12 protein-coding genes are annotated in these 13,340 nt (G+C 58.9%); 3 read left to right on the top strand and 9 right to left on the bottom strand.

Annotation, left to right across the window (positions count from 1 at the left end):
* Nucleotides 1-136: 136 nt before the first annotated feature.
* The 6 genes from ACXWUF_RS09125 to ACXWUF_RS09100 all read right to left on the bottom strand — a co-directional run bounded on the left by ACXWUF_RS09125 (nt 137) and on the right by ACXWUF_RS09100 (nt 5,918).
* Entirely contained in the window at nt 137-826 is a 690-nt protein-coding gene (locus ACXWUF_RS09125) for a response regulator (RefSeq protein ID WP_458494360.1), read from the bottom strand.
* 15 nt (nt 827-841) lie between these two features.
* On the bottom strand, nt 842-2,338 hold the full coding sequence (locus ACXWUF_RS09120) for an ATP-binding protein (protein WP_458503274.1): 1,497 nt from the start codon (nt 2,336-2,338) through the stop codon (nt 842-844).
* An 80-nt stretch (nt 2,339-2,418) separates the two neighbouring features.
* Entirely contained in the window at nt 2,419-3,000 is a 582-nt protein-coding gene (locus ACXWUF_RS09115) for an EF-hand domain-containing protein (RefSeq protein WP_458494357.1), read from the bottom strand.
* A 162-nt stretch (nt 3,001-3,162) separates the two neighbouring features.
* Nucleotides 3,163-3,804: a carbonate dehydratase gene (gene can, locus ACXWUF_RS09110; protein ID WP_458494356.1), complete on the bottom strand. Its 642-nt coding sequence runs from the start codon at nt 3,802-3,804 to the stop codon at nt 3,163-3,165.
* Nucleotides 3,805-3,918: 114 nt separating this feature from the next.
* On the bottom strand, nt 3,919-5,475 hold the full coding sequence (locus tag ACXWUF_RS09105; RefSeq protein ID WP_458494355.1) for a complex I subunit 4 family protein: 1,557 nt from the start codon (nt 5,473-5,475) through the stop codon (nt 3,919-3,921).
* Between the two features lie 32 nt (nt 5,476-5,507).
* A complete protein-coding gene (locus ACXWUF_RS09100; protein ID WP_458494354.1) occupies nt 5,508-5,918 on the bottom strand; it encodes an HMA2 domain-containing protein in 411 nt (136 codons plus the stop codon).
* A gap of 500 nt (nt 5,919-6,418) precedes the next feature.
* On the opposite strand from ACXWUF_RS09100, the gene ACXWUF_RS09095 reads away from it, so the two are divergent.
* Nucleotides 6,419-7,090, top strand: a complete 672-nt coding sequence (locus ACXWUF_RS09095; RefSeq protein ID WP_458494353.1) for a Crp/Fnr family transcriptional regulator — start codon at nt 6,419-6,421, stop codon at nt 7,088-7,090.
* Between the two features lie 47 nt (nt 7,091-7,137).
* Here the strand turns inward: ACXWUF_RS09095 and ACXWUF_RS09090 are convergent, their stop codons facing one another.
* Together ACXWUF_RS09090 and metG are read right to left on the bottom strand one after the other, a co-directional pair.
* Nucleotides 7,138-9,375, bottom strand: a complete 2,238-nt coding sequence (locus tag ACXWUF_RS09090) for a heavy metal translocating P-type ATPase (RefSeq protein ID WP_458494352.1) — start codon at nt 9,373-9,375, stop codon at nt 7,138-7,140.
* Between the two features lie 106 nt (nt 9,376-9,481).
* The gene (metG, locus tag ACXWUF_RS09085; protein ID WP_458494351.1) at nt 9,482-11,626 is read right to left on the bottom strand and encodes a methionine--tRNA ligase; all 2,145 of its coding nucleotides are present in this window, start codon (nt 11,624-11,626) and stop codon (nt 9,482-9,484) included.
* Between the two features lie 163 nt (nt 11,627-11,789).
* Between metG and ACXWUF_RS09080 the strand changes: the two genes are divergently transcribed.
* Entirely contained in the window at nt 11,790-12,446 is a 657-nt protein-coding gene (locus tag ACXWUF_RS09080) for a M15 family metallopeptidase (RefSeq protein WP_458494350.1), read from the top strand.
* Nucleotides 12,447-12,555: 109 nt separating this feature from the next.
* Here ACXWUF_RS09080 and ACXWUF_RS09075 read toward each other — a convergent pair whose 3' ends face one another.
* Nucleotides 12,556-12,900 (bottom strand): hypothetical protein, encoded by a 345-nt coding sequence (locus ACXWUF_RS09075; protein ID WP_458494349.1) that lies wholly within the window; start codon nt 12,898-12,900, stop codon nt 12,556-12,558.
* A 183-nt stretch (nt 12,901-13,083) separates the two neighbouring features.
* Here ACXWUF_RS09075 and ACXWUF_RS09070 point away from each other — a divergent pair.
* The coding region (locus tag ACXWUF_RS09070; RefSeq protein WP_458494348.1) for a DUF1269 domain-containing protein at nt 13,084-13,340 on the top strand (257 nt) is incomplete at its 3' end.

Here is a 13,340-nt window from a genome sequence, read left to right as displayed (position 1 = left end):
CTATCAAGGAGGCGATAATACGGTCATCGGTGATAGTGTTGAACTTTTCGTAGATCATTGGCTGAAGTGGTTTCTATGGCCGGACGATGGCTAATCAATTTAGCTAAAATACCATTTTATGGCATTGGGTACATATCTATTCTTCAAACTTATACCCCACCCCATACACCGACTGAATCACCTCGCGATCCGGTAGAATCGCCGCGATTTTCCGCCGGATATTCTTGATGTGGCTATCCACGGTGCGGTCGGTCACGATACGGTTATCCTCATAAAGCCGGTTTAATAACTGGTCGCGGGAAAACACACGACCGGGTTTCTCCAAGAGTGTGCTGAGCAGCCTGAATTCCACCGGGGTTAAATCCAGAATTTTTCCCTGATACCCAACGCACAACCGCTCGTTATCCACCACAAAAGACTCGTCCGGCCTTTTCTCCGCGCTCAATAACTCGATCCGCCTAAACAGCGCCCGCACTCGCGCCACGACTTCCCGTGGACTATAGGGCTTGCAGATATAATCATCGGCCCCCAATTCCAGCCCGAGCAGCCGGTCGATTTCCTCCACCCGCGCCGTCACCATAATAATGGGGATATTCGAGAACTTGCGGACATCCCGACAAATATCCATGCCATCCCGGCCCGGCAGCATCAAGTCCAACAAGATCAGCTCGGGATCGTTCTCCATGACCCAGGAAGAGACCGACAGGCCATCGCCCAGCCAATGGGTGTCGAATCCCGCTTGTACGAGATATTCCATCAATACCTCAGCGAGTTTTCGCTCGTCTTCGACCATCAGTATTTTCTTTTTGTAATGATGGCTGATCATGGCGTGAACCTCTGATTATGACGGCAGCAGTGGTAGTTCTATTCTCAACCACACGCCGCCTAACTCGGCGTGGCTAGCGCGGATATTTCCGCCGTGTGCTTCCACGATATTTTTGCAAATGGAAAGGCCCAGCCCAGAACCACCTGATTCCCGGCTGCGGGATTTATCGGCGCGGTAAAATCGGTCGAATAATTGGCCCAAAGATTCATTTGTTACGCCGGGCGCGGAATCCTGAATATTAATGATGGCTGAGGTGAGGGATTTTTCGATGTCCATTAGGCAGGTTCCGCCGCCATCCGTATAACGAAGGCTATTTTCCAGGAGATTCATAAGCAATTGTCGCAGCCGCCCCGAGTCTCCTGAAATAACTAAATTAGAAATACCGCACCGCAAGCTTAGCCGAATATTCTTGCCGTCGAAGCGGGTTTTAAAGCCTTGCACGGCTTCCTCCGCCAATTCGATGATGTCCAAGGGTTCCATGCGGTAGTTCAAAGCGCCTAAGTCATACAGGGAAAGCTGGTATAAATCGTCCACCAGTTTGCCCATCCCTAAGACTTCGGCATGAATGGAGCGCAGCCTGTCCGGCGTCGCTTCACGGATGCCATCCTGCAAGGCTTCCACTTCGGAGCGGAGTACCGCCAGGGGGGTGCGGAGTTCGTGGGAAGTATCCGCCACCCATTGCCTACGGCTTTCCTCGTTACGTTTTAGGGTGCGGGCCAATAAGTTGAAATCCCGGCCTAACTCGCCTAATTCATCCCGGCTTGAAATAGCCACCTGAGTATCGTAATTCCCCGTCGCCAGCGATTTTGCTCCGCTCGCCAGCCTGCGCACAGGCAAAAGAAATTGCCGGGCCAAAACCAGCGCAACCAGAAACGCGATAATCAGGACTAAACCTAAGATGGCGTAGCTGGCTTGGCCTTGTTGCTGGATAAATACCGATTCGAGCCTATTCAACGGGGACTTATGAGGCACAAAACCCAGCCAGCCTACAGGCTTGCCAGCCTGGGTAATGGGACGAAGGGTTTCTTTGGCGTCGGCCTGGATTTCGAAGGGGGGACCAATAATTTGTTGCCGGTTGGTATCCAACACCCGGACATGTCCGTTTCGGAACAGATCACCACGGTGTGGGCCGGGCCGATGGTGGCCGTGCGGCGGTATGAAAAAGCTGGGTTCATCCCCAAAAAACCGGGGGGGTGGCGGACGGGGCGGCTCATGATCATGTTCTGGCTCCGGCGCTTCTCTGGCGGGCGTTTCCGTCTGGCCGATGCTCTGTCGCAGCAGGGTAAGCCAATACTCTTGATTGCCGCGCAAATAATCCCAACTTCCCTGTTCGCCATAGTCTTCTTCGAGTAGCGCCGCCAGTTTTTCCAGGCGGGTTTCTTCAACTTTTCTCAGATACTCGCCAAACCCCTGCCGGAAAACCCATTGGATGGACGCCGTCATGGCCCCGAGTGTGACCAGCATACTCAGGAATATGGCGAGGAAAAGCTTGGCGAATATGGAGAGTTTCATGGTGGATTAAACGAAAACACCGATACCGGAACCCCCGGTATCGGTGCCATTCAAACCAGGCGCCGTATCAGGCGGCGTAATTAGAAACCGCCGCCATGGCCCCGGCCATGACCACGACCTCGGGCACCTGGTCCGCCCTCGCCAAAAGCCGGGGGTGTGGGCACGGCGAGATATTCTGCCTGGGAAATCTGCTCGTCCTCGTCGGTGTCCAGATTGGCGAACAGGCGGATGACCTCGCCATTGATGGGCTTGAGGGTCGCCTTGAATTCCGCCAGGGACAGGGCGCTATCGGCGTTGGTGTCGGCCAGCTTGAAAGCGGTCTTCGCGGCGCGGAGTTGTTTGCCGGTCTTGGCGCCAACGAGTTCTGCCTGGCTGATGGCGCCGTTCTTGTCGGCGTCCAGGGCGGTGAATTGCTCGGTTTGCTTGCTATCGAACCACGCCTGGGCTTCCGTGATGCTGGCGTAGCCGTTCTTGTCCGTGTCGATGCTGGTGAATTCGGCGGTGCGGGCGGTCTCAATTTCCGCCTCGGTGATAGTGCCGTCGCCGTCTGCGTCGTAGCTGGCGGGCAGCGGCGGATGACCGCCGTGGCCACCTTTCGCCAGGACCGCCGTGGACGACAGGGCGAAAAATAGCGCGGTGATTATGGTTTTGCGTGCGGTCATGGCATTTCTCCTAAAGGGGTGGTTGATTCGTAATGTCTCTCGACGGGGCATAGCTTCGTCGTGAAATGTGAGCCAACTATGGAGAAAAAATGAATTCGGACGGGTATGTGTGGCGATGGGAAAAGACCGACTCGGTTTTCAAAACCGAGTCGGTCTGCGCTTTTAATCCGGGTCGGTGTACTGGTAGATGGAATCCAGCCGATGGTCGGGGGTCAGGGTGATGAGTTCCTTGATGATGCCGTCGTTGAGTCCATATACCCAGCCGTGTAGGGACGGGCGCCGTTCCTTTTTCCAGGCCGATTGGACGATGGAGGTATGGGCCAGTCGGTATACCTGTTCGATGATGTTGAGCTCCACCAGCCGGTCGATTTGGGCCTCGCGGGTCGGCAAGGTCTCGATGTCGTCCTGATGGAATCGGTAGACGTCCTTAATGTGCATCAGCCATTTGTTCACCAGGGTTAGGTCGGAGCGCTGCTTGTCGAGGGCCGCCTTGACGCCGCCGCAGTTGTAGTGGCCGCAGACGATGATGTGCTTGACCTTCAGCACGGCCACGGCGAACTGCACGACGCTCAGGCTGTTGAAGTCGGTGGTGATGACCTGGTTGGCGATGTTGCGGTGGACGAAGATTTCGCCGGGTTCGGCGTTGATGACCAGTTCCGCCGGGACGCGGCTGTCGGAGCAGCCGATCCACAGGAATTCCGGCGTCTGCTCCTTGGCGAGGTGTTTGAAATATTCCGGCTCGCGGGCGATCTTCTCTTCCGCCCAGGCTTTGTTTTCCAGCAGTAATCGTTCAAATGGTCTCATGGCGATAGTCCTTGGGTGATTCTGGCGAATCGGCGAGTGACGGCCACAAGTATATCAACCGTCATCCCATGGGGGCGGGCTTTGGCCCGCGATGGCTATACTCCGCATCGCGGGCTAAAGCCCACTCCCACGCTGTTGCCGTGGGGAGTTTTCCACGTAGGCCGACTCCGCCCGGCTGTCCGTGACGTGGACCAGCCAGGTCGCGACCGCCGCCTGCTGGCTGTCGGTGACGAGGCGCGGCGCCAATCCACCCAGCACGGCCAAGCCCGCCAGCAACGCCGCCAGGGCCAATTCGCGGGGGCGCAGGTCCAGGCTTTTTTCGACCGCGTCCAGCCGTACTGGGCCGAGAAAGCCCCGCTGGAAAAAGCCCAGGAAATAGGCCGCGCCCAGAATGGCGGCGGCGAGGACAGCGCAGCCGGTGCCGGGATGGGCCTGGAACGCGCCAATGAGGATGAGGTGTTCGGCGGCGAAGCCACTGGTGCCGGGCACGCCGATGGACGCCAGCCCCAAAATGAATATAAACGAGGTCAGCAAGGGCATGGGCCGCGCCGCGCCGCCCAGATTGGCGAGGTCCGTGGAACCCAGGCGGTGTTGCAGGAACCCCGCCAGCAGGAACAGCCCGCCCGAGACAATCCCGAAATTGACCAGTTGGAACAAGGCGCCCTGCACCCCTTGCGGATTCATGGCGGCGATGCCAATCAGGACGATGCCCACATGGCTGATGCTCGAATAGGCCAGCAACCGGCGCAGGTTGGTTTGCCGCAGCGCGATCAAGGCGCCGTACACCGCGCCCACCGCGCCCAAGAGGCCCAGCAGCCAGGCGAACTCCCGCGCCGCCTCGGGCACCAAGGGCAGGGCGAAGCGCAGGATTCCGTAAAGCCCCAACTTCAGGCCAGTGAGCAAGGCCGTCAGGCCCGCCGGACCTTCCATCGCCACGGTGGGCAGCCAGGTGTGGAAGGGAAACAGCGGTGCCTTGACCGCGAAACCCAGCAGCAGCAGCAGGAATATCGGCGTGCGTAATTCCTCCGCCGTCGGTACCCGCAGCAGCACGAGGTAGTCGAAGCACAGCCCCCGTGGAATCGGCAGGGACATTTGCTCCGCATGGCCGAAGGCCAGCAGCATGATGCCGAACAGCAGCGGCACGCCGCCCGCCAGCATGAACAGGGTGTACTTGATGGCGGCGTGGCGGCGATCCGGGCCGATGCCCCACAGCCCAATCAGGAAGAAGATCGGGATCAGGGTCAGTTCCCAGAACAGGAAGAACAAGGCCAGATCCAGGGCGCAGAACACGCCCAGGGTGGCGCTTTCCAGCAGCAGCAGCAGGGCCAGATACAGCCGGACCTGAGTCTGCACCGAGGTCCAAGTCGCCACGATGACCGCGCCGGTAAGCAGCGCCGTCATTGGTAGGAACGGCACCGAAAGTCCATCCACGCCCACCAGATAATCCACCTTGAGGCTGGGAATCCACGGCGCCCGCTCGATCCATTGCAGCTTGTCCGAAGCGAAGTTGAAGCCCGCCAGCAGGCCCAGCGTCAGCCCCAGCTCCAGGCCGGACGCGGCCAAGGCGAAGCGGCGGGCTGTCTGGGTGTTCGGTATGAAAGCCAAAACCCCGGCGGCGGCCAGGGGCAGGAAAATCAGCAGGCTTAGCCAGGGCAGGGCGGAAAGGTGCATGGCGCGGAATTTCCGAGGCGGGAGGGCGGGCTTCAGCGGGCGGCGATGGCCGCGACCACAACCCCGGCGATGACATTGGCGATGGTGCTGACCACCAGTTCTCGCGTGAAATACGTCTTGGGGGTCATGCGGCTGACCCGGGGGTTTTTGTGCTTTTGGGAAATCTCGATTTTCCCCTCGGCAATCTGTTGGATGGTGCTTCGCACCAGCGCCACAACGTCCGCTTCGCCATGGAAGGCCGGGTGGTACTTCACCAGCAAGGTGCCGGTGACGATGTTCGGCTCGGCGTGGTAGATGCCTTTGGCCTTGGCGTGCTTGAGCAGGTTTTGCTTAAGCAGTTCGGCCAGGGTCTGTTTATTTCGGATCAAGGGCACCGCAAAGCGAATCCGGTGGGGCACTTTGTTGTGTAGGATGGCGATGGGTTCGACGGCTGGGTTCATCATGGGCGGAGAATATGCAATTTGTGGTGGTTTGGCAAAGCCGTAGTTTTCTCTACATGCGAGGAAAAGTTCCAAATATTCCATATTGTTTGCCGGGGCTACTCAACATCGACAGGATCGGCCACGTCATGTGCTAAATCTGTGGTAATGGGCCTGGTAAGTCGGGACGCCCTGACTAATGCGTCAATCCCAGGATATGCTTGGGTGCCTGGGTATCCCAGGCGTTTGCCCTTGCCGGTGAGGGCGACACATTCACCGGGTTGTGCGTTGCCGCAACGGATTATTTGTCTTTGGGGCGTGTCGCCGCATAACTTATGCCCATCGCCGTAACTTTTTGTTAGCATTCCCGATTTCCCCGGACAACCGGGAAATTTTTTACAACCCAGTCGCCATTAAGTCACTGAACTTGTCATGCCGATAAACATATCCTGTTTCTCAGAACAAAACGCATGGATAAACCATTCCATACCCTATCTGAATATTATGACAACGGGGACTATCTCATGACCGCGAATCATGCCTTGGAGGGATTGAAAAAAATCCATTACCTGTCCGGGATACCAGAAGAAGCCCTGCTGGAACTCGCCGCTTCCGCCACGGAGAAGACCTACCGGAAGAATACCGTCCTCATCAACGAGGGCGACGACGCCGGCTCGGTGTTCTTCATCATGAGCGGCAAGGTGCGGGTTTACCTGAGCAACGATTCCGGGCGCACTGTCACGCTGTCCGTCCAGGAAAGCGGGTCGTTCTTCGGCGAGCTTTCGCTGCTGGACGGCGAGCCGCGCTCGGCCTCGGTGATGACTTTGGAACCCACGGTGTGCTTCCTGATTCCATGCAGCGCGTTCAGCGCGTGGCTGGAAAAGCACCCGGAAGTGGCCCTGTCCGTCATCCGCAATCTGGCCCGGCGGATGCGTCATTCCAACGAAAGCATCCGGGGCTTGGCCTTGGAGGATGTCTACGGCCGGCTAGTCAAGACCTTGAACGAAATGGCCACCACCACCGCCGATGGCGGTTGGGTGATCGAGGGCAAGCCCAGCCATCAGAAGTTGGCGAACATGCTGGGCTGTTCCCGCGAGATGGTCAGCCGGATCATGCGGGACTTGATCCGGGGCGAGTACATCATCGTCGAGGACAATGCCCTGCGGCTGAATCGGAAATTGCCCGCCTCGTGGTGATTATTAGACCGACTCGGTTTTAAAAACCGAGTCGGTCTCACCGGCGGCTATTTGTCGATAAACCGCAGCCGGTTGGCATTCGTCACCACCGTCACCGACGACATCGCCATGGCCGCGCCCGCGATCATCGGGTTGAGCAGGATTCCGAACACCGGATACAAGAGGCCCGCCGCCACTGGAATCGCCAGCACGTTGTAAATGAAGGCGCCCAGCAGGTTTTGCTGGATGTTCTTCACTGTGGCGCGGGACAGGGTGATGGCGTCGGCCACCTTGGCTAAAGAGCCACCCATGATGACCACGTCGCCGCTCTCGATGGCGATGTCGGTGCCGGTGCCGATGGCGAAGCCCACATTGGATTGAGCCAGCGCGGGCGCGTCGTTGATGCCATCGCCCACCATCCCCACCACTTCGCCTTGCTCCTGTAGCTGCTTGACCACCTTGGCCTTGTCCTGGGGCAGCACTTGGGCGCGGACATCGCTGATCCCTGCTTCGCTGGCGATGGCCCTTGCGGTCAGTTCGTTGTCGCCCGTCACCATCAACACCCGCACGCCCAATTCCCGCAGCCGGGCCACCGCCGCCTCCGAATCAGCCTTGATGGGATCGGCCACCGACAGCAGGCCCACCGCCGTCCGGTTGACCGCCAGCACCACCGGGGTGTGGCCTTGACTGGCGAGTTCTTCCAGCCGCTTGGCGAACGCGCTGTAGTCCACATGGTTTTGCGTCATCAGGGCCGGATTGCCCAGCAGCGCGGCGCGGTCCTCGATCAAGCCCGACACGCCGTGCCCCGTGACCGCCGCGAAGCCCGTCACCGGCAACAGGTCGAGGTTCTTTTCAGTCGCCCCGGCCAAGACCGCCGCCGCCAGCGGATGCTCGGAACCCGCCTCCAGGCTGGCCGCCCAGCGCAACACGTCCGCCTCGTCCCAGCCTTCGCCCGCTACGATGGCCGCCAGCTTGGGCTTGCCCTCGGTCACGGTGCCGGTTTTGTCGAGGATGACCGCCGTCAACTTGCCCGCGCTTTGCAGGGCGTCGCCGTTGCGGATGAGGATGCCGCCCGTCGCCGCCCGTCCCACCGCCACCATAATGGAAATCGGCGTCGCCAATCCCAGCGCACAGGGGCAGGCGATGACCAGCACGGTCATGGCGGTGACGAAGGCGTAGCCGAAGGAGGGCGCCGGACCCTTGATCCACCACATGAGGAAAGTGAACAGGGCAATCGCCACCACCACCGGCACGAACACGGCGGACACCTTGTCCACCAGCCGGGCGATTTCCGGCTTGCTGGCCTGGGCTTGGCGGACGCTGGCGATGATCTGGGCCAGCACGGTGTCGCGGCCAATGCGGGTGGCTTGGAACAGGAAGCTGCCCGACTGGTTGAGCGTGCCGCACACCACTTCGTCGCCTTCGGTCTTTTCCACCGGCATGGGTTCGCCGGTCAGCATGGATTCGTCCACGCTGGAATGGCCCTCGACCACCACGCCATCCACCGGGATTTTCTCGCCGGGCCGCACCCGCAAGGTTTCGTTCAGGCCCACGTCGGCGATGGGGATGTCGATTTCCTGGCCGTCGCGCACCACGCGGGCGGTGCGGGGTTGCAGGCCGATCAAGGCGCGGATCGCCGCCGAGGTCCGGCCCCGCGCCCGCATTTCCAGCGCCCCGCCCAGGTTGATGAAGGCCAGGATGATCGCCGCCGCCTCGAAATAAGCGTCGTGGGTCAACATCGGCAGCGCGTCGCCCGCCACAATCGCCACGGTGGAATAGAACCAAGCCGCGCCCGTGCCTAGGGCGATGAGCGTGTCCATATTGGCCTGTCGGTGTTCCCAGCTTTTCAGGGCGCCCTTGTAGAAGTGCCCGCCGGAGTACCACATGGTCGCCAGGGTCAGCAGCGAAATGAGGAACCAAATCCCGCCGGTACCGGGCGCACCGAAGGTCGGCAACCCGCCGAAATGGGCGCCGATCATCAGCGGCACACCCAACGCCGCCGCCGCCGCCGATTTGCGGATCAGGGCGTTATAGCGCTCCGTTTCCAAGCTCTCTTGCTCGGACGGGTCGTCCAGTCCTTCCATGACTGCCGCGTCGAACCCGGCCTCCTGCACCGCTTTGCGCAGCACCGCCGGATCGACCTCGCCGCGCACCAAGGCGGAGTGGTCGGCGAAATTGACGTCCGCCGCTTCCACGCCGGGTATCTCGCGGAGGGCGGTTTCCACGGCGGACACGCAACCGGCGCAGCGCATTCCGGCGATGGAGAGTCGGAGGAGGTTGGATTCGGAGGAATCTGGCGAGGACATGGGGGACTCCGGGGTGAAAGGATAAAGGTTCAAGGTAGGTCGGGCTTTAGCCCGACCTCGAATTAAGCGGGAGTAATTGGGTCAGGCTGAAGCCTGACCTACAGGCTTATTTCACCCGCATTCCCGGCTGCGCCCCTGCGTCGGGGAACAGCACGAACGGCCCGCCGCGCTCGTCGCTGGCGGCTAAGACCATGCCTTCCGACAGGCCGAATTTCATTTTGCGCGGCGCGAGGTTGGCGACCATCACCGTCAGCTTGCCATCCAGTTGGGCCGGGTCGTAGGCCGATTTGATCCCGGCGAACACGGTGCGCGGTTGTTCTTCGCCAATATCCAACGTCAGCTTCAACAGCTTTTCGGCTTTCTCGACATGCTCGGCTTTGACGATGCGGGCGATGCGCAGGTCGATTTTGGCGAAATCGTCGATGGAAATGGTGTCGGCGATGGGCTGGATAGCGTGCTGCTGATGCTCGGCGTGGCGCTGTTGGGAATGGGATTCTGGTTCCGGTTGGGCGGCGGCTTGCAGGTTTTGCTTGTTGGCTTCCACGAGGCTCTCGATTTGTTTGGGGTCTACGCGGGTTAGGAGGTGTTTGTAAGGGTTTATTTGGTGGTTTTCTGGAAGCAGGGACTTTAGACTTTCCCAGTTCAGTTCTCCGACGTTAAGAAAAGCCTCAACATCCGATGCCAGCTTCGGAAGCAAAGGTTTCAAATATATTGTCAGAACATAGAACATATTGATTGCAGTGCTACAAACGATATGCTGCTCTTCGCCGGAAAGCTTCCATGGGCTTTTATTGTTTATATATTCGTTTGCTATGTCAGCAAGAATCATTATGTAGCGTGTCGCTCTTGAGTAATCTCGATCTTCGTAACATATTGCAATTTCTGCTGCAAGGAAGCCGGTTCGAGTGCTTTCCCCCGGAAATGTTGCTGATGTCCTTTTCCATCCCAACGCTCTAATTTCTTCCTCTGACAGAACCTCATTTCCAAACCAAAAGCCAATTTCTTGTATTTTTTCAATATCTGTTGTGCCTATTGTGTTGTTGAAATTCTTGGAAAGAAAGCCAGCACAACGGCTCGCAATATTTACATATTTCCCCACTAAATCCGAATTAACCCGGAGTGCAAAGTCTTCCAGATTAAGGTCAATATCCCCCATGCCATTATTCAGCTTGCAGGCGTAGTAATACCGCAACCACTCCGGGTTCAAGCCCTGCTGCAAATAGCTTTCGGCGGTGATGAATGTCCCGCGAGACTTCGACATCTTCTCGCCATTCACCGTCAGGAAGCCATGAGCGAAGATGTTGGTGGGCGTGCGGAAATCGGAATGTTCCAGCATCGCGGGCCAGAACAGCGCGTGGAAGTACAGAATATCTTTGCCGATGAAATGGTAAAGCTCGGCCTCCGAATCCTTCTTCCAATAATCCTCGAAATTCAGCCCCAAGCGCTCGCACAACTTGGAGAAACTGCCCATATAGCCAATGGGCGCATCCAGCCAAACATAAAAGAACTTACCCGGCGCATCGGGAATCTCAAAGCCGAAATAAGGCGCATCCCGGGAAATATCCCAATCGGCCAAACCGGCTTCAAACCATTCGGCCATTTTATTGGCGGCTTCTTCCTGCAAATGACCGGCGCGGGTCCAGGTTTTAAGAAACTCCTCGCACTTCCCCAGCTTGAAGAAATAATGCACCGATTCCTTCCGCACCGGCGCGGCCCCGGACACGGCGGAATAAGGGTTAATCAAATCGGTGGGGGAATAGGTCGCGCCGCAGGCTTCGCAGGAATCGCCATATTGATCCTTGGCATGACAGCGGGGGCATTCGCCTTTAATAAAGCGATCCGGCAAAAACATTTCCTTGACCGGGTCAAAATATTGCTCGATGGAACGGGATTCAATCAACCCGTTATCTTTCAGCCGACCATAAATGGTTTCGGCGAACTGGCGGGTTTCCGGGGAATGGGTGGAATAATAATGATCGAACTCGACATGAAACCCTTGGAAATCCCGCTCGTGTTCGCTTTTCACGCGGGCGATGAGCGCCTCGGGGGTGATGCCTTCCTTCTCCGCCCGCAACATGATGGGCGTGCCGTGGGTGTCGTCGGCACAGACATAGTGGCAGTCGTGGCCGCGCATTTTCTGAAACCGCACCCAGATGTCCGTCTGAATGTACTCCACCAGATGGCCCAAATGGATGGGACCGTTGGCGTAGGGGAGGGCGCTGGTGACTAGGATTTTGCGTGGTTGGTTCATCGGAGTCCGTCGATTGAAGGTGTGAAAATGGGGGAATTATCCCACACTGGTTATCGCGCTGTGGGAGCGGGCTTCAGCCCGCGATGATTCCCGCCGCCAGTCGCGGGCTGAAGCCCGCTCCCACAGGCAGCTAAAATTCCTGCTTTTCCCCGAGGAATTCCCCATGCCGCCATTCCTGCGCCTTTTCATCTTATTGCCGTTACTCTTTCTTTCCGCCTGCCGGGCCGTCCCGCCCAAAGAGCCGGGGCAATTCCGTGAGGCTGACTTGGTGGAACTGGTCAAACTCGACCCCAGCATCCACCTCGACATCCGCTACGCCACCGCCAACAACTTCACCGGCCACCCGCTCTACACCCAGCCCCGCGCCTTCCTGCAACGGCCCGCCGCCGAGGCCGCCGTTCGCGCCCATCGGGCTTTGCGTGCCCAAGGCTATGGCGTTTTGATTTACGACGCCTACCGCCCGTGGTCGGTCACGAATGCGCTGTGGGAATCCGCTAGCGAGTCCGAGCGGAAGGAAGGCTTCGTCGCCGACCCGGCCACCGGCTCCAAGCACAACCGGGGCTGCGCGGTCGATCTTGGCCTATACGATCTGAAAACCGGGCGGGAAGTCGTTATGCCCAGCGGCTTCGATGAATTTTCCGAGCGGGCATCTCCCGATTACACGGGCGGCACGGCGGAGGCGCGGCGGACGCGGGGTTTACTGCGGTGGGCGATGGAGGCGGAGGGGTTCGAGGTCTCGAAGAACGAGTGGTGGCATTTCAATTACAAGGATTGGAAAGCCTATCGCTTGCTGGATATTCCGTTTGAGGACATGCCTTGAGCAGAACGGATAACATCCCTCCGACTGGATTGTGGGAGTGGGCTTTAGCCCACGACTCGGGGTGGCAGTCGCGGGCTAAAGCCCGCTCCCACCTAGAAAATGCCCCAGATTACGGGCGAATGGGGTAAGCCCCGGTCGGCTGATAGGTGTATTCCCCCAGCGGGCGCATGAAGGTGAAGGCGGCGGGACCGACCACCAGCGCGTTGCCCGCCCGTTCGAAGGCGTCATGGGGCGGCGCGATGGAGGCTATCGCGATGAACGGTGCCGTGCCCGCCATCAGGCCAATGCCAGCGGCGGTCATGGCGATACCGAAGGGCCGGAGCAAAATCAGGTCGGCCAAAACCGCTAGGGGGCTTTGGTAACGTCGTCCCAGGCTCATATCCTCGGCGCTGGCTTGGCCTCCCGCCAGCATGGCGCAGAGCATGAAAAGGAGAGCGGTCGATTGTTTTCTCATGGCTTTTGGTCCTTGTGGGCGTGGTGGCCCGGCTGGGTTTGATCCGAGTCTACATGATTTAAATCGCTCGGGAAGCTTCCCCCGCATCCACCGAATTAGGTAAGTCATGGCGCGACTGAACCGCCCACAACCGGAGGGCTATACTCGAACCGCTCTTACTTTTGTCGGAAATCAGGAGGTTATATGAGCGAACTCATCGTGATCGGTTACGACAACCCGTTCCAGGCGGAAGAGGTCCGCATGAAGCTGCTCAAGATGCAGCGGGATTACCTGATCGACCTGGAAGACGCGGTGGTCGCCGTCAAGGACGCGAATGGCAAGGTCAAGTTGAACCAGATTTATCCGCTGACCCAGGCCGGCGCCATCGGCGGTGGCTTTTGGGGCGCGTTGATCGGCATGTTGTTCCTGAATCCCTTGCTGGGCGCGGCGGTGGGGGCGGG

The sequence above is a fragment of the Methylomagnum sp. genome (genome assembly GCF_054333355.1).
The sequence above is the reverse complement of the archived record's forward strand: the minus strand, read 5'-3'. Positions and strand labels throughout refer to the sequence as shown.

What these genes read in the sequence shown, in the direction of transcription:
- ACXWUF_RS09105 (WP_458494355.1), bottom strand. Translation starts at nt 5,475, where the DNA reads ATGCACCTTTCCGCCCTGCCCTGGCTAAGCCTGCTGATTTTCCTGCCC.
- ACXWUF_RS09100 (WP_458494354.1), bottom strand. Translation starts at nt 5,918, where the DNA reads ATGATGAACCCAGCCGTCGAACCCATCGCCATCCTACACAACAAAGTG.
- ACXWUF_RS09080 (WP_458494350.1), top strand. Translation starts at nt 11,790, where the DNA reads ATGCCGCCATTCCTGCGCCTTTTCATCTTATTGCCGTTACTCTTTCTT.
- metG (WP_458494351.1), bottom strand. Translation starts at nt 11,626, where the DNA reads ATGAACCAACCACGCAAAATCCTAGTCACCAGCGCCCTCCCCTACGCC.
- ACXWUF_RS09120 (WP_458503274.1), bottom strand. Translation starts at nt 2,338, where the DNA reads ATGAAACTCTCCATATTCGCCAAGCTTTTCCTCGCCATATTCCTGAGT.
- ACXWUF_RS09125 (WP_458494360.1), bottom strand. Translation starts at nt 826, where the DNA reads ATGATCAGCCATCATTACAAAAAGAAAATACTGATGGTCGAAGACGAG.
- ACXWUF_RS09075 (WP_458494349.1), bottom strand. Translation starts at nt 12,900, where the DNA reads ATGAGAAAACAATCGACCGCTCTCCTTTTCATGCTCTGCGCCATGCTG.
- can (WP_458494356.1), bottom strand. Translation starts at nt 3,804, where the DNA reads ATGAGACCATTTGAACGATTACTGCTGGAAAACAAAGCCTGGGCGGAA.
- ACXWUF_RS09090 (WP_458494352.1), bottom strand. Translation starts at nt 9,375, where the DNA reads ATGTCCTCGCCAGATTCCTCCGAATCCAACCTCCTCCGACTCTCCATC.
- ACXWUF_RS09095 (WP_458494353.1), top strand. Translation starts at nt 6,419, where the DNA reads ATGACCGCGAATCATGCCTTGGAGGGATTGAAAAAAATCCATTACCTG.
- ACXWUF_RS09115 (WP_458494357.1), bottom strand. Translation starts at nt 3,000, where the DNA reads ATGACCGCACGCAAAACCATAATCACCGCGCTATTTTTCGCCCTGTCG.